The organism is Massilia genomosp. 1 (assembly GCF_011682185.1).
GTDB classification, from domain to species: domain Bacteria; phylum Pseudomonadota; class Gammaproteobacteria; order Burkholderiales; family Burkholderiaceae_D; genus Telluria_A; species Telluria_A rubra.
On the sequence record NZ_WHJF01000075.1, the window covers coordinates 1 to 15,199 of the forward strand.

Consider the following 15,199-nt stretch of genomic DNA (forward strand, 5'->3'; position numbering starts at 1 on the left):
CCTGCTGAAGAACGAGAAGACGGCTAAGCTCGGGATCGCTACCAAGCGCATGAAGGCAGCCTGGAGCGCCGACTATCTTGCCAAGGTCTTAGGCCTACCAATCTGATCCTTCATGCAATCGCCCTGGCGCGAATGTGGTGTGGAGGGAAGTAAATGTTGAGGGAAAAACATGGTTTTCATCGATACAGCCTCAATACGATAAAATGCCGAATCGCCACCCGTTAGGATGGATTGTTCTAGAATAAGCGATTAGACTGGCGCGCCGCGCACAAGTTGCATGCCGCGGACTCACATAAAGTAACTATGGCAAAGAAATTATCAGTGGAACCGGCAGCGGCGCCGGAATCGTTCGAACAGGCCATGGCCGAACTGGCCCAGCTGGTGAGCCAGATGGAAGCTGGCCAGTTGCCGCTGGAGGCCTCGGTGGCGGCGTACGCGCGCGGCTCGGAGCTGGTGCGCTACTGCGCCGCCCAGCTCGAAAAAGTCGAGTCCCAGGTCAAGGTGCTCGAGGGCGACATGCTCAAGCCCTTCGCGGCCGATGGCGCCGGCGAGGGCATGCAATGAGCGGCCCTTTCGACGAGTGGATGAAAACCGTGCAGGCGCGCGCCGAAGAGGCGCTGGGCGCCTTGCTGCCGCCGGCCGAGCTCGTTCCGCACAAGCTGCATGAAGCGATGCGCTACACGGTGCTCGGCGGCGGCAAGCGGGTGCGCCCGCTGCTGGTGTTTGCCAGCGGCGCGCTGTTCGGCGCCGATGCGCACGCACTGGCGCGCGCCGCCGCCGCGGTCGAAATGATCCACGCTTACTCGCTGGTGCATGACGACATGCCGTGCATGGACGACGACGACCTGCGCCGGGGCAAGCCGACCGTGCATGTGGCCTACGACGAAGCGACCGCGCTGCTGGTCGGCGACGCCTTGCAGTCGCAAGCGTTTCTGGCGCTGGCCGAAGGCATGGACATTCCGGCCACGCGCCAGGTCGCGATGCTGCGCCTGCTCGCGCACGCGGCTGGGTCAAGCGGCATGTGCGGCGGCCAGGCGATTGACCTCGACAGCGTCGGCATCAGCCTCACCCTGGAACAGCTCGAACAGATGCACCAGCTCAAGACCGGCGCCTTGCTGCGCGCCTCGGTGGTGCTGGGCGCGCTGGCCGGCGCCGATGTCGGTCCCGACCAGATGCGCGCGCTCGACGCCTACGCCAGGGCGATCGGGCTGGCCTTCCAGGTGGTCGACGACGTGCTCGATGCGACCGCCGATTCGGCCACCCTGGGCAAGACCGCGGGCAAGGACGCGGCGGCCAACAAGCCGACCTATGTATCGATTTTGGGCCTGGAACCATCCAGGGTCTTGGCAGAAAAATTGCGGAACGATGCGCATGACGCGCTCGCGCCGTTTGGTGATAAAGCAGATCGGCTGCGCCAGTTGGCGGACCTGATCGTGCAGCGGAAAGCGTAAATGAACTTGCTAGAGACAATCAACGAACCGGCTGAACTGCGCAAGCTGGCGCGCGCCCAACTGACGCCGCTGGCGCACGAACTGCGTCACTTCCTGCTCGATTCGGTGTCCAAGACCGGCGGTCACCTCTCGTCCAACCTGGGCACGGTGGAGCTGACGATTGCGCTGCACTACGTGTTCAACACGCCGCACGACCGCATCGTGTGGGACGTGGGCCACCAGACCTACTCGCACAAGATCCTCACCGGCCGGCGCGGGCAGATGCACAGCCTGCGCCAGTTGAACGGCATTTCCGGCTTCCCGCGCCGCGACGAAAGCGAATACGACACCTTCGGCACGGCCCACTCGTCGACCTCGATTTCGGCCGCGCTGGGCATGGCGCAGGCGGCCAAGATCAAGGGCGAGAACCGGCACGCGATCGCCGTCATCGGGGACGGTTCCATGACCGCCGGGATGGCCTTCGAGGCGCTCAATAACGCCGGCGTGCAGGAAGACATCAACCTGCTGGTGGTCCTGAACGACAACGACATGTCGATCTCGCCGCCGGTGGGCGCACTCAATCGCTACCTGGCGCGTTTGATGTCCGGCCAGTTCTACGCGGCCGCCAAGAACGTCGGCAAGTCGGTGCTGCCCGGTCCCGTGCTGGAACTGGCCAAGCGCTTCGAAGAACACGCCAAGGGCATGGTGGTTCCGGCCACGATGTTCGAGGAATTCGGCTTTAACTACATCGGCCCGATCGATGGCCACGACCTCGATTCGCTGATTCCGACCCTGGAAAACATCAAGAAGCTCAAGGGCCCGCAATTCCTGCACGTGGTCACGCGCAAAGGGCAGGGCTACAAGCTGGCCGAAGCCGACCCGGTGCTGTACCACGGGCCGGGCAAGTTCAATCCGACCGAAGGCATCTTGCCGGCCAAGGCCGGCAAGACCACCTACACCGAAGTGTTCGGCAACTGGCTGTGCGACATGGCCGCCGCCGACAAGCGCCTGGTCGGCATCACGCCGGCCATGCGCGAAGGCTCGGGCATGGTGCGCTTCGAAGAGCTGTTCCCGGACCGCTATTTCGACGTCGGCATCGCCGAACAGCACTCGGTGACCTTTGCCGGCGGCCTGGCGACCGAAGGCCTCAAGCCGGTGGTGGCGATCTACTCGACCTTCTTGCAGCGCGCCTACGACCAGTTGATCCACGACGTGGCGCTGCAAAACCTGGACGTGCTGTTCGCGCTCGACCGCGCTGGCCTGGTGGGCGCCGATGGCGCCACCCATGCCGGCAACTACGACGTGTCCTACCTGCGCTGCATTCCGAACATGGTGGTCATGGCCGCCTCGGACGAAAACGAATGCCGCCAGATGCTCAGCACCGGTTACCAGTACAAGGGCCCGGCGGCGGTGCGTTATCCGCGTGGCGCCGGCATCGGCGCGGTGATCGAAAAGGAGCTCACCACGCTCCCGATCGGCAAGGGCGAGATCAAGCGCCAGGGCGCCAGCGTGGCGATCATGGCGTTCGGCTCGATGGTGGCGCGCAGTGTGGTGGCCGGCGAGGAGTTGAACGCGACGGTAGCCAATATGCGCTTCATCAAGCCGCTCGACGTGGAACTGGTCAAGCAACTGGCGCAGGACCACGACTACCTGGTGACGGTGGAAGAGGGCGCGATCATGGGTGGCGCCGGTTCGGCCGTGGCCGAAGCATTGGCGGCCGAAGGTATTCAAAAGCCGCTGCTGATCCTCGGCCTGCCCGACAAATTCATCGACCATGGCGACCCGGCAGCATTGCTGGCCAGTGTGGGCCTCGACGCCAAGGGCATCGCCGCCTCGATCCGCCAGCGCTTCGGCCCCGCCGAGCCGCGCCTGGTGGTCAATAACACCTGAGTGTTGTCCTTTCCGCCAGTGGTGGAAAGGACTTCGCGTGCTTCAAGTTAATGCGTTTGCCTCCTGTTTATGGCATAGTAGGCCCATGAAAGCGCTTAAAAGCCCCCTTGCCAACGAGCTACTTGCCGATCCCAAAGCGCGCGACGAGTTGCGTCGCTTCCTGGTGACCAAGCGCTCCAGCGCTGTTTCTACAGATCAGCCTGTTACCGGACAGTTCCAGATTCGTCGCGGAACATCAGCGGCAACAGTGAAGGCCGTGTTTGTACCGAAGGCAAAAGCCGCCTAGGGATGAATATTGCTCTTCCTGCACTGATCGCTTTCCTCCTTCTTCTGCCCGGCTTTATCTTTCGCACCCGCCTGAAACGGGCGGAGCGGACCTCCCTGGATTTTTCTCCATTCGGTCAAATCGTCGCTGAAGCCGTGCTGTGGTCGTTTGTTGCCCATCTCCTCTGGCTGGCCTTGTCCGACATCGTTTTCAGCCAACGGTTTCAGCCGCTCGTGCTGATGAGGTTGCTTTCTGCCGCGCCGCTCAGCCAGGCGGACGCCACCGTAGCCGTCGCGGCGAATTTTGCCTGGGTGGCGACCTACTTCGGCAGCCTGTTTGTGGCCTCGTTTCTGGTCCCGACCATGGTGCGCGCCACCATTTCCAGGTTTCGGCTGGACCGTTCATCCGCGCCCTGGGGTTCCGTGTTCAGGTTCCACGACGCCCCGTGGTACTACCTGCTGACCGGCGCCGATTTTACCGAGGAAGAGGCGCCCGACTTCATCGTCATTTCCGCCATCGTCGAGATGGCAAAGGAAGCGGTGTTGTATGTGGGGGTGTTGAGCGAATTTTTCGTCGACGCCGACGGCCAGCTCGATCGCCTGGTGCTGCAAGGCGTCTCGCGCCGTCCGATCGCCGCCGACAAAAACGGCGCCGATGCCGACGATGGATCGGAATCGGGCCGGTTTTACGAAGTCGATGGCGACTCGTTCGTGCTGCGCTACAGCGAAACCGTTACGCTCAACGTGCAGTACGTAAAACTGACCGCCGAGGAGGGCGCCGACCCGGCGATATAGTCATCGCGGGGACCGGTCCCTTCCTTTTGACGGCACGCGCAGCGGAGCGGAACACTGCGCCGGCAGGCTACTCGGCCAGCGCGTCGTCCAGCGCCCGCATCGCCGGCGCGATCATCGCCAGCAGGCGCGCGCCGCCGATGCCATCGCGGGCCTGCACCGATATGCCATGCAACAGGACAGCGTAACAATCGCCGAGCGCGGCGACGTCGGCGTCCGCCTTCAGTTCCCCCTCCTGCGCGGCACGGCGCAGCCGCTCGATGATGGAATCGGTGCGCGCCCGTCTATGCCCGGCCAGCCAGGCGTTAATGGCATCGTTCCCGCTGCTGTAATTGGTCGCCGCCGACACCACCATGCAACCTTGCGGCGCGCCCGCACGGGTGTACGCCAGCACCGCGTCGCGCAGCATGGTCTCGATCGCGGCGCGCGCCGGCGCTGGCCCTGCCAGGGCGCGCTCCGCAAACCCGCCTTCATCGGCCTCGTACAGCGCAATCGCTTCGCGAAACAGGTTTTCCTTGGACCCGAAGGCGGCATAAATCCTGGCTGACGCAATGCCCATCACCTGGACCAGGTCGGCCATCGACACACCCTCGTAACCACGCTCCCAAAACGCATCCCTGGCTTTGACCAGCGCCAGATCGCGGTCAAATTCCCTCGGCCTTCCCGCCATTTACCGCTCCCGCCTGATTCATCAGCCGACCAGTATACCGCCTCGGCGCGCGGGCCCGGCGTAAAAATCCCCTTGACCCAAACGGCGCCATGCCCTATTCTTTGTCAATCAACAAAGAATAGGAAAACCGATGAAAACCATTCAAGGCCCAAGTATTCACCTGGCGCAGTTCAGCGACGTGGCCGCGCCTTTCAACGACTTGCCTTCGATTGCCGCCTGGGCGGCGCAACTGGGCTACAAGGCGGTCCAGCTGCCGGCCTGGGACGAGCGCTTGTTCGATGTGAAACTGGCGGCGGAAAGCCAGGCCTACTGCGACCAGGTGCGCGGCATGCTGGCCGAACACGGCCTCGTCATCAGCGAACTGACCACGCACATCTTCGGCCAACTGCTGGCGGTGCATCCGGCCTACGACGTACTGTGCGACGGTTTTGCGCCGCCGCAGGTGCGCGGCAATCCGGCAGCGCGCACTGCATGGGCGCGCGAACGCCTGCTGCTGGCGGCACGTGCCTCGCGCCGTCTCGGCCTGACCGAGATGGGCACCTTTTCCGGTGCCCTGGCCTGGCCGTATTTATTCCCTTTTCCTCAACGTCCGCCCGGGCTGATCGAAACCGCGTTCGACGAACTGGCACGCCGCTGGCTGCCGATCCTCGATGCCTGCGACGAGAACGGCGTGAACCTGTGCTACGAAATCCATCCGAGCGAAGACCTGCACGACGGCGTCACCTTCGAGATGTTCCACGAGCGCGTGGGTGGCCACCGGCGTTGCGCGATCCTGTTCGACCCCAGTCACTTCGTGCTGCAGCAGTTGAATTACCTGGATTACCTGGATATCTACAAAGACCACATTCGCATGTTCCACGTCAAGGATGCCGAGTTCAATCCGAGCGGGCGCCAGGGCATCTACGGCGGTTATCAATCCTGGGAAAACCGCGCCGGCCGATTCCGTTCGCTGGGCGACGGCCAGGTCGACTTCAAGGCGATTTTCTCGAAGCTGACCCAATACGATTACGCCGGCTGGGCCACCGTGGAATGGGAATGCTGCCTGAAGCACCCCGACCAGGGCGCGCGTGAAGGGGTCGACTTCGTCAATCGCCACATCATCGAGGTCACCGACAAGGTGTTCGACGACTTCGCCGGCGTGCCGGTCGACGCGGCGCAACTGAAACAACTGCTTGGCATCGCTTGATACACAATATAAGGAACAACAATGACGACTCCCACCCACCACGCCAGCGCTGCGGATATGGACCACACTTACCTCCAGGTAGACGGGCAACGCCTGCATCTGGTCAGCGCCGGCGCCGGCAAGCCGGTGCTGCTCATTCCCGGCTGGCCACAGACCTGGTACGCGTGTCGTCATGTGATGATGGCGCTGGCGGAAGCAGGTTTCCAGGCGATTGCCGTCGATCCCCCGGGGACCGGCCTGTCCGACCGTCCAGCGGATGGCTACGACACCGGTTCGGTAGCGCGCATCCTGCATCAATGCATGCAGCAACTGGGCCACGCGCGTTATGATGTGGTCGGCCACGACATCGGCATGTGGGTCGCGTATGCGCTGGCGAGCGACTATCCGGCTGCGGTGGCGAAGCTGGCGGTGACCGAAGCGGTGATCCCGGGTCTGGCAGCGGCACCGCCGATCTTCGTGGCGCCGGCCGACAACCGGTTCTTGTGGCACTTCATGTTCAATCAGGTGCTCGACCTGCCGGAGTTTCTGATCGCCGGCAAGGAGCGCGAGTACATTCGCTTCATGTTCGACAAATGGTCGTACCGGCGCGAGCGGGTCGCGGTCGAGGTCTACGCCGACGCCTACGCCAGCCCGGGCGCCATGCGCGCCGGCTTTGCCTATTACCGCGCGATTCCCGAGACGATTCGCCAGAACACGCTGCGCGCCACAAAAAAACTGGCCATGCCTGTGCTGGCAATCGGCGCCGAACACGCCACCAAAAACGCGCCGCAGGATACGATGCGCGATCATGCTCCCGATCTGCGCGGCGCCGTGCTTGCCGACTGCGGCCACTTTGTGATGGAAGAAAATCCCGAGCAGTTCTTGCTCCATCTGCTGCCGTTCCTTGCAGAGGGGGCGCCGCAATGAGCCTCGATCCGAACATCGCCGTCTACCTGGCGCAGGGCGGCGCCGGCGCCGCACCCGATTCGCTGGCCGCCATCCGCGCCGCGACCGACCTTGACCTGCGCCGCTTGCACGGGGCGCCGGAGCCGGTAGCGTCGGTGAGCGACTACGAGATTCCGGGCGCCGCAGGCAGCCCGGTCGCGCTGCGGGTCTACCTGCCGGTCAATGCGCCTGCAAGCGGCGCGCGCCCGGCCATCGTGTTCGCCCATGGCGGCGGCTGGTGCCTGTGTTCCGTGGACCTGTACGACAATCCGTGCCGCGCCCTCGCCAATGCGACCGGCTGCATGGTGCTGTCGGTGGACTACCGCCTGGCGCCTGAACATCCGTTCCCGACGCCGCTGGAAGACGTCTATGCGGCGCTCGTGTGGACCACGGAGCATGCCGTCATACTCGGGATCGATCCCGCGCGCATTGCTGTGGGTGGCGATAGCGCGGGAGCGAACCTGGCCGCTGGGGCGGCGCTCCTGGCGCGCGAGCGCAGCGGACCGGCGATTGCGCACCAGTTGCTCATGTATCCGGCGCTGGACGACCGGCTCTCAAGCGCGTCCTGCGGCGAGTTCGCCGAGGGTTACTCGCTGACGCTCGAGACAATGCGCTTTTGCTGGTCCACCTATCTGGGCGAGAAAAGCGATGCGGACTCGGACTACGCGGCGCCGCTACGCGCGCAATCGCTGCACGGGCTGCCGCCGGCCACGGTCATGGTGTGCGAATTCGATCCCTTGCGTGATGAGGGCGTGGCGTACGCGCAGCGATTGCGGGGCGCGTCGGTCGATGCCTCGTGTATCACGCTCGAGGGCATGATCCACGGTTGCATGCACATGCTCGGCTTGACGCCGGCGGCGCGCCAGTTGTTCGATGCGGCCGCAGCCGGCTTGCGCCAGGCGCTGCGGCTCTAGCTATCGCTTGTCGCGAACTTCATTTTATGATGGCGCCGCCAGGTGTTCAGAGATCGTGCAGGCCGACCATGTAAGGCACTGCTTCCATCTCCAGATAATCGACCTGCGCGATCGATGCGAGCCAGTCGTCCAGGTGCAGCGCCAGCACTGGCCGCAGTGCGTCCTTGAACGCGCTCCGGTTTTTCTCGCAGATGAAGGCGGCGGCAAGCTTGTCGTCGATCAGATACGATTCGGCCCAGCGCGCGTCCGGTGGCTGACTTTCCAGGCCGGACGGGAAGGCGCTGCCGCCATCCCAGAGCTCTCGCGTCGCGCCCAGCCACACCAGTATCTGCGCGCGCCAGTGCGGGTCGCCGATTGCGAAGACCGACTCGACCCACGCCTTGATGTGTTCCGGATGAAGGTACTTCAGGCAGAAGAACAGCGACACCGACAGGTCGCCGCCGACGTTCCACCAGCCCCACGCCTCCGAGGGCCCGGCGGGCGGGCCGTCGAGCACGTGATCGAGGTTCAGCCGGCCGTCCACCCAGCGCGACGGACCCATGACGACCTGTCCCAGTGTTTGCAGGGCGTCGGCGTAATCGGTATCGTCGTCCCGCTCCGGGTGCAGGATGAAAAAACCTGTCGCCAGCAGTTCGATGATGTGACGTTGCGACGGCGCCTGCTTCAGCGCGACCAGCCGGGGCAGCAGGTAAGCGAACCAGTCATCCCATTCATCCATGTGGCCGAAGCTGCGCGTGCCGCTGGCGATCTCCCACAATACCTTTTCGATCTGTTCGTCCGACAGATCGTCGAGCGGCGTGGCGCCCAGATAGTCGAACATGGCGCGCTCGTCGCCCATGAACCACGCCTCGCCCATGACTTTTGCGGGTTTATCCGCCGTCGTCGCCATGCGCGCAAGCGCTTGCGGATCGTGGCCGATCCCTGGTTGCCAGCGGATACCCAGCGCGGGCGAGCGCTTATGCTGGCCCACTTACTTGCGCTGGCGCGCCAGTTCGGCCTTGAGCCAGGCGGCGCTGGTCACCGCCGGCGTGCCGGGGCAGCGGATCTGATACGGGTCGCCGCTCATGCTGCTGGTCGAGGCGCCGCGTTCGATGAAGCTTTCGGTGCTGGTCACCAGCTTCTTCTTCTCCAGGTAGTCGTACTTCTTTTGCAGGTGGGCGCGCGCCTCCTTGGCGTCATGCCAGCTGCCGTTGCGGTTGAACTGGCACTGCGACTTTTCGACCGCGTCGAGCAGGCGCGTGACTTCGGTGCGGGTGACGTCCGGCGCTGCGGCAAACACGCTGCCGGCGCTCCACAGTGACGCGGCCAATGTCGCGATGAATATCTTTTTCATGGCAATCATCCTCGCTTGCGCTCATGCTGCCACAGCACGTCGCTGCCGCCGGCAAAGCGGTTCAACACGCGCGAGAGCACGAACATCAGGTCCGACAGCCGGTTCACGTACTGGCGCGGATGCTCGTTGATGGTCTCGGTTTTACCGAGCGTGACGATGCTGCGCTCGGCGCGCCGGCACACCGTCCGGCACACGTGCGCAATCGAGGCCGCGCGCGAGCCGGCGGGCAGGATGAAGTCTTTCAGCGGCGGCAGGTCGGCATTGTATTTTTCGAGCAGGTCGTCCAGTCGCGCCACATGCTCGTCGGTGATCAGGGTGTAGCCGGGGATGCAGATCTCGCCGCCCAGGTCGAACAGGTCGTGCTGGATCGAGACCAGCTCTTCGCGCAGCCCGGCCGGCATGTCTTCGCACAGCAGCAGGCCGACGAAGGAATTGAGTTCGTCGACTTCGCCCAGGGTGTGTACGCGCACGCTGTCTTTTTCGGTGCGGCTGCCGTCACCGAGGCCGGTGGTGCCGTTGTCGCCGGTGCGGGTGGCGATTTTAGAAAGTCGGTTGCCCATGATTGTTTTCCCGTAGCTGAATCATAATGAGCCAGCATACGACAAAAGCGCCGTTTACGCATACAATCAAGACATGTCCGCCTCCCTTCCCATCGATCCCCAACGCCGCCAGCAGGTCGCCCAGGCGCTATTGGCGGTGCTGCCGGAACGCTGCGTGCTGTCCGACCCCGAAGACACCCGCCCCTACGAGTGCGATGGCCTGGCCGCCTACCGCCAGTTGCCGATGATCGTCACCTTGCCCGACGACGAGGAACAGGTGCTGGCGATCTTGAACGTGTGCCGCGAGCTGAACGTGCCGATCGTGCCGCGCGGCGCCGGCACCGGCTTGTCGGGCGGGGCGCTGCCGATGGCCGACGGCGTGGTGCTCTCGACCGCGCGCATGAACCGCATCGTGCGCATGGAGCCTTACGCGCGCCTGGCGGTGGTGCAGCCGGGCGTGCGCAACCTGGCCATTTCGGACGCGGCCGCGCCGCACGGCTTGTATTACGCGCCCGATCCATCCTCGCAGATCGCCTGCACCATCGCCGGCAACGTGGCCGAAAATTCCGGTGGCGTGCATTGCCTCAAATACGGACTCACCGTGCATAACGTGCTGCGCGTGCGCGTGGCCACCATCGATGGCGACATCATCGAACTTGGCGGCGAAGCGCTCGACGCGCCGGGCCTGGACCTGCTGGCCGTGTTCATCGGCTCCGAGGGCATGCTGGGCATCGTCACCGAAGTGACGGTCCGGCTCATTCCCAGGCCGGCCACGGCGCGCGTGATCATGGCCTCGTTCGACAAGGTCGTCACGGGCGGTAACGCGGTGGCCAGCGTGATCGCCGCCGGCATCATCCCGGCGGGGCTGGAAATGATGGACCAGACTTCCTCGCGCATGGTCGAACCGTTCGTGCGCGCCGGCTACGACACCGACGCCGCCGCGATCCTGCTGTGCGAAGCCGATGGCACCCAGCTGGAAGTGGACGAGGAAATCGAACGCATGTCGGCGGTGCTGCAGGCCGCTGGCGCCAGCGCGATTGCCGTCTCGCAGAGCGAGGCCGAACGCCTGCGCTTCTGGTCGGGCCGCAAGAACGCCTTTCCGGCGGCCGGCCGCATCTCGCCCGACTACTACTGCATGGACGGCACCATCCCGCGCAAGAACCTGGCGCAGGTGCTGACCGGGATCGCGCAGATGGAGCTCACTTACGGCCTGCGCTGCGCCAACGTGTTCCACGCCGGCGACGGCAACCTGCATCCCCTCATCCTGTTCGACGCCAACCAGCCCGGCGAATTCGACCGCGCCGAAGCCTTCGGGGCCGATATCCTGGCGCTGTGCGTGGCAGTGGGCGGCACCATCACCGGCGAGCATGGCGTGGGCAAGGAGAAGATCAATTCGATGTGCATCCAGTTCACGCGCGCCGAACTCGATGCCTTCTTCGCCGTCAAGCGCGCCTTCGACGCCCAGCACCTGCTCAATCCCGACAAGGCCATTCCCACCCTGAACCGCTGCGCCGAATTCGGCAAGATGCGCGTGTCGGGCGGCGTGCTGCCGTTCGCCGGCCTGCCGCGTTTTTGACGATGGAAGACAAGGTGCCGCAAATCGAACGATTCAGGGAGCAGGTGCTGGCGGCGGCAAGCGATGGACGCCTGCTCCGCATTCGCGGCGGCGGCAGCAAGGACTGGTACGGACAAAATACGGAAGGCGAGATCCTCGACACGCGCGCTCACAGCGGCATCGTCGACTACGAGCCGACGGAACTGGTCATCACCGCGCGTTGCGGCACGCCGCTGGCCGAGATCGAGGCGGCGCTGGCCGAGCGCAATCAGATGCTGGCCTTCGAGCCGCCGCACTTCGGCACAAGCGCCACCATCGGCGGCGTGGTGGCCAGCGGCCTGTCCGGCCCGCGCCGCGCCAGCAGCGGCGCATTGCGCGACTTCGTGCTGGGCGCGGTCCTCATGGATGGCAAGGGCGAGGTGCTCACCTTCGGCGGCCAGGTCATGAAAAACGTGGCCGGCTATGACGTATCGCGCCTGCTGGCCGGTTCCATGGGCACGCTGGGGCTGATGCTGCAGCATTCCATCAAGGTGCTGCCGCGCGCGCTGTGCGACACCAGCTTGCGCTTTGCGATGGACGAAATCGAGGCCCTGCGCCGCCTGAACGAATGGGCCGGCCTGCCGTTGCCGATCTCGGCCAGTTGCTGGCACGCCGGCGTGCTGACCTTGCGCCTGTCGGGCGCACAGGCGGCGGTTGACGCCGCAGCGCGCACGCTCGGTGGCGAGCCGGTGGACGACGGCCGCGCCTTCTGGGCCGCGCTGCGCGAGCAGCGGCACGCCTACTTCGACGGACCGGGGAGCCTGTGGCGCCTGTCGGTGCCGTCAACCACCGGCGCCATCATCCTGCGCGGCGCACAGCTGATCGAGTGGGGCGGCGCGCAGCGCTGGCTCAAGGTCGATGCCGACGCGGCGCATGCGCAAAATATCCGGCGCGCGGTGACGGCGGTGGGCGGCCACGCCACCCTGTTCCGTGGCGGCGACAAGGGCGTGGGTGTGTTCCAGCCGCTGGCGCCCGGCGTGGCCAGGATTCATCAACGCCTGAAGGCGGCCTTCGATCCGTCGCAGGTTTTCAATCGCGGACGGATGTACTGATGCAAACCAATCTCGCCGATTTCATCAAGGGCACGCCGGACGGCGACGAAGCCGAAGCGATCCTGCGCGCCTGCGTGCATTGCGGCTTTTGCACCGCCACCTGTCCCACCTACCAGTTGCTGGGCGACGAACTCGATGGCCCGCGCGGACGCATCTACCTGATCAAGCAGGTGCTCGAAGGCGCGCCGGTCACCGCCAAGACCCAGACCCACCTGGACCGCTGCCTGACCTGCCGCAACTGCGAGACGACCTGTCCCTCGGGCGTGCGTTACGGACGGCTGGCCGACATCGGCCGCCGCGTGGTCGAAGAGCGCGTCCGGCGTCCGCTCGCCGAACGCATCAAGCGCGCGGTGCTGAAAGAAGCGCTGCCGCGCACATGGATTTTCAGGCCGGCGTTCAAGGCGGGCCAGTTGTTCCGGCCATTGCTCTCGCCGGCCTTGCAGGACAAGCTGCCCAGGACGCGCGGCGCCGGTCGTTGGCCGACGCGCGAACATGGGCGCAAGATGCTGGTGCTGCAAGGCTGCGTGCAAAGCACCATGGCGCCCGATATCAACGCGGCCACGGCGCGCGTGCTCGATGTTTTTGGGGTGCAGTTGCTGGTCGCGCCCAAGGCCGGCTGCTGCGGCGCGCTGCGCTACCACCTGAACGACCAGGATGGCGGCCTCGATGACATGCGCCGCAATATCGACGCCTGGTGGCCGCTGGTCGAGCGCGGACAGATCGAGGCGATCGTGATGACGGCGTCCGGCTGCGGGGTCACGGTGAAGGAATACGGGCACCTGCTGGCGCACGACAGCGCGTATGCCGCCAAGGCGGCGCGCATCGCCATGCTCACGCGCGACCTGAGCGAAATCATGCCGCAGTTCGAGGCCGAACTGGGAGCGAAGCTGAAAGGGAAAGTGGCGAAGCGGGTGGCGTTCCATCCGCCTTGCACCCTGCAGCACGGGCAGCAGATACGGGGCAAGGTGGAAGGGGTGTTGCGTGCCGCCGGCGTCGACGTCACGCTGTGCGCGGACAGTCATCTGTGCTGCGGTTCGGCCGGCACCTATTCGGTGCTGCAGCCTGTGCTGGCGACGCAACTACGCGACCGCAAGCTGGCCGGTTTGCTGGCCACCGATCCGGAAGTCATTGTGTCGGCCAATGTCGGCTGCCAGACACATCTCCAGTCGGGTACGGAAACGCCGGTCGCGCACTGGATCGAGTTGATCGATCAGGCGCTGGCCTGATGTTTACGTAATTCTTACGCGGCCAGGTCGGCTTTTTGTGCAGCCGTGAGGCGCTTGCCGGTGACGACGATGGTGGTCATCTCGCTGTCGGCTTTGACGGCCGCTGCCGGCGCGGTTTGTGCTGCGCTGCGGGCGCGTGGTGCTTCGGCCGAAGCCATGGCGGTGACAAAGGTCAGTGCAACTGCGGCGATGACGACGGCTTCCATGTTTTTCACGATGTTCATATCGATCCTTTTTCGTTGTGTCTTGATTTGGTGTGCAGGCATTATGCGGCAATGCAACATATAACTCCAATTTCAAATTCGAATGGATGTCATTCACATCGTGAATTGTGTAAGCACATTATTTGATGATCGATATCTGATTTCTGAATGTCGATCGGGATGGGGGCGGTGACAGGCGCCATTCAATCAGGAGCTTGCCGTTTGATTGGCGGTGCGCATGAAATCGACGAACGCACGCAGCTTTCCGGGCATGTGCTCGCGATGCGGATAGTAGAGATGAAAAGCGTCGTCCAGTGCCCAGTGCTGCTTCAATATGTGCCTCAACACGCCGTCCGACAGCTCTTGTTTCGCGAACTCTTCGAGGATGAAAGCGATGCCGTGGCCTCGTATCGCAGCCTCCATCACGGCGCGCATTTCGTCAAAAATGAAACGTCCTTGCACATCGATCTGCACCTTCTGGCCGCGATCTTCGAACGTCCAGTCATACAATCTGCCCCCAGCACAAAAGCGCTGGCGTATGCAGTTGTGCTTGAGCAGTTCCGCCATCGTTTGTGGTTCACTGCGCTCGCGGAAGTACTCCGGCGCCGCCACCACAATCCTTTTTTGTACGGCTCCCAGCTGTACGGAAATCATGTCATTTTGCAGTTTCCTCCCCATGCGTATGCCGATATCGAAACCGGCACCGACGATATCGCTCAGTTGATTGTCGAGTGATATTTCGACATTAATCAGCGGGAATTGTTCCAGGAACGACGCGATGTGCGGCTCGATCAAGATATGGTAGGCAACGTAGGATGAACTGACGCGCAACATGCCCGACGGTTGATCAGTCGCGAGCAAGGCTTGCGACAAGGAGTTTCTGATCAAGGCCAGCGGCGGCGCCAATGCCGCGTTCAATGAGGCGCCCGCCTCGGTCAGGCTGACACTGCGTGTGGTGCGGTTGAACAGCCGCACATGCAATTGTGCTTCGACGTTTTTGATCGTGCGCGATACCGCAGTCGGCGTGACGCCCATTTCCGCGGCGGCGCGAGCGAAGTTCAAATGCCTGGCGGCAGCCTCAAAGGTCAGCAGACCAGGAAGATGCAGCGGCGGCGCAGGGAGTGCGCCTTCCACGCGGCCTGAAGGCTCGATTATGACCTTTTTGTTCATGCTGTATCTCTA

At 64.1% G+C, this 15,199-nt stretch carries 17 protein-coding genes; 11 read left to right on the top strand and 6 right to left on the bottom strand.

The window, feature by feature from the left end; genetic code table 11:
* The first annotated feature begins 303 nt into the window (after window positions 1–303).
* The 5 genes from F1735_RS23320 to F1735_RS23340 all read left to right on the top strand — a co-directional run bounded on the left by F1735_RS23320 (window position 304) and on the right by F1735_RS23340 (window position 4,379).
* Window positions 304–564, top strand: a complete 261-nt coding sequence (locus F1735_RS23320; protein WP_166892634.1) for an exodeoxyribonuclease VII small subunit — start codon at window positions 304–306, stop codon at window positions 562–564.
* On the top strand, window positions 561–1,451 hold the full coding sequence (locus F1735_RS23325) for a polyprenyl synthetase family protein (protein ID WP_167239154.1): 891 nt from the start codon (window positions 561–563) through the stop codon (window positions 1,449–1,451). The genes F1735_RS23320 and F1735_RS23325 overlap by 4 nt, the downstream gene beginning before the upstream one ends.
* Window positions 1,452–3,320: a 1-deoxy-D-xylulose-5-phosphate synthase gene (gene dxs, locus F1735_RS23330; protein ID WP_167239155.1), complete on the top strand. Its 1,869-nt coding sequence runs from the start codon at window positions 1,452–1,454 to the stop codon at window positions 3,318–3,320.
* Between the two features lie 85 nt (window positions 3,321–3,405).
* Entirely contained in the window at window positions 3,406–3,606 is a 201-nt protein-coding gene (locus tag F1735_RS23335) for a hypothetical protein (protein WP_167226205.1), read from the top strand.
* 2 nt (window positions 3,607–3,608) lie between these two features.
* Window positions 3,609–4,379: a hypothetical protein gene (locus tag F1735_RS23340; RefSeq protein ID WP_167239156.1), complete on the top strand. Its 771-nt coding sequence runs from the start codon at window positions 3,609–3,611 to the stop codon at window positions 4,377–4,379.
* Window positions 4,380–4,446: 67 nt separating this feature from the next.
* Here F1735_RS23340 and F1735_RS23345 read toward each other — a convergent pair whose 3' ends face one another.
* Window positions 4,447–5,046 carry a TetR/AcrR family transcriptional regulator gene (locus F1735_RS23345; RefSeq protein ID WP_167239157.1) on the bottom strand — a complete coding sequence of 200 codons (600 nt, stop codon included), beginning with the start codon at window positions 5,044–5,046 and terminating at the stop codon, window positions 4,447–4,449.
* Window positions 5,047–5,176: 130 nt separating this feature from the next.
* Here F1735_RS23345 and F1735_RS23350 point away from each other — a divergent pair, with 130 nt between their 5' ends.
* From F1735_RS23350 to F1735_RS23360, 3 genes are read left to right on the top strand one after another with little or no spacing between them, the layout of a single operon-like run.
* Complete coding sequence (locus F1735_RS23350) at window positions 5,177–6,232, top strand: sugar phosphate isomerase/epimerase family protein (protein ID WP_167239158.1); 1,056 nt, start codon at window positions 5,177–5,179, stop codon at window positions 6,230–6,232.
* 21 nt (window positions 6,233–6,253) lie between these two features.
* On the top strand, window positions 6,254–7,138 hold the full coding sequence (locus F1735_RS23355; protein ID WP_167239159.1) for an alpha/beta fold hydrolase: 885 nt from the start codon (window positions 6,254–6,256) through the stop codon (window positions 7,136–7,138).
* A complete protein-coding gene (locus tag F1735_RS23360; protein WP_167239160.1) occupies window positions 7,135–8,070 on the top strand; it encodes an alpha/beta hydrolase in 936 nt (311 codons plus the stop codon). Before F1735_RS23355 ends, F1735_RS23360 begins: the two co-directional genes overlap by 4 nt.
* A gap of 46 nt (window positions 8,071–8,116) precedes the next feature.
* On the opposite strand, the gene F1735_RS23365 is transcribed toward F1735_RS23360, so the two are convergent.
* The 3 genes from F1735_RS23365 to F1735_RS23375 are packed head-to-tail and all read right to left on the bottom strand — an operon-like array spanning window position 8,117 to window position 9,963.
* Window positions 8,117–9,040, bottom strand: a complete 924-nt coding sequence (locus F1735_RS23365; protein ID WP_167239161.1) for a hypothetical protein — start codon at window positions 9,038–9,040, stop codon at window positions 8,117–8,119.
* Window positions 9,041–9,403 carry a YfeK family protein gene (locus tag F1735_RS23370; protein WP_167239162.1) on the bottom strand — a complete coding sequence of 121 codons (363 nt, stop codon included), beginning with the start codon at window positions 9,401–9,403 and terminating at the stop codon, window positions 9,041–9,043.
* Between the two features lie 5 nt (window positions 9,404–9,408).
* A complete protein-coding gene (locus F1735_RS23375; RefSeq protein ID WP_167239163.1) occupies window positions 9,409–9,963 on the bottom strand; it encodes a cob(I)yrinic acid a,c-diamide adenosyltransferase in 555 nt (184 codons plus the stop codon).
* A 73-nt stretch (window positions 9,964–10,036) separates the two neighbouring features.
* On the opposite strand from F1735_RS23375, the gene F1735_RS23380 reads away from it, so the two are divergent.
* Genes F1735_RS23380 through glcF form a run of 3 tightly spaced genes read left to right on the top strand, consistent with a single transcriptional unit; the run spans window position 10,037 to window position 13,814 of the window.
* The gene (locus F1735_RS23380; protein WP_167239164.1) at window positions 10,037–11,518 is read left to right on the top strand and encodes an FAD-linked oxidase C-terminal domain-containing protein; all 1,482 of its coding nucleotides are present in this window, start codon (window positions 10,037–10,039) and stop codon (window positions 11,516–11,518) included.
* Between the two features lie 14 nt (window positions 11,519–11,532).
* Window positions 11,533–12,588 carry a glycolate oxidase subunit GlcE gene (gene glcE / locus F1735_RS23385; RefSeq protein WP_373888572.1) on the top strand — a complete coding sequence of 352 codons (1,056 nt, stop codon included), beginning with the start codon at window positions 11,533–11,535 and terminating at the stop codon, window positions 12,586–12,588.
* Complete coding sequence (glcF, locus tag F1735_RS23390) at window positions 12,588–13,814, top strand: glycolate oxidase subunit GlcF (RefSeq protein ID WP_167239165.1); 1,227 nt, start codon at window positions 12,588–12,590, stop codon at window positions 13,812–13,814. The genes glcE and glcF overlap by 1 nt, the downstream gene beginning before the upstream one ends.
* Window positions 13,815–13,828: 14 nt before the next feature.
* On the opposite strand, the gene F1735_RS23395 is transcribed toward glcF, so the two are convergent.
* Window positions 13,829–14,038, bottom strand: coding sequence for a hypothetical protein (locus F1735_RS23395; protein WP_167239166.1), 210 nt, complete (start codon window positions 14,036–14,038; stop codon window positions 13,829–13,831).
* A gap of 186 nt (window positions 14,039–14,224) precedes the next feature.
* On the bottom strand, window positions 14,225–15,187 hold the full coding sequence (locus F1735_RS23400) for a LysR family transcriptional regulator (RefSeq protein ID WP_167239167.1): 963 nt from the start codon (window positions 15,185–15,187) through the stop codon (window positions 14,225–14,227).
* Window positions 15,188–15,199 lie beyond the last annotated feature (12 nt).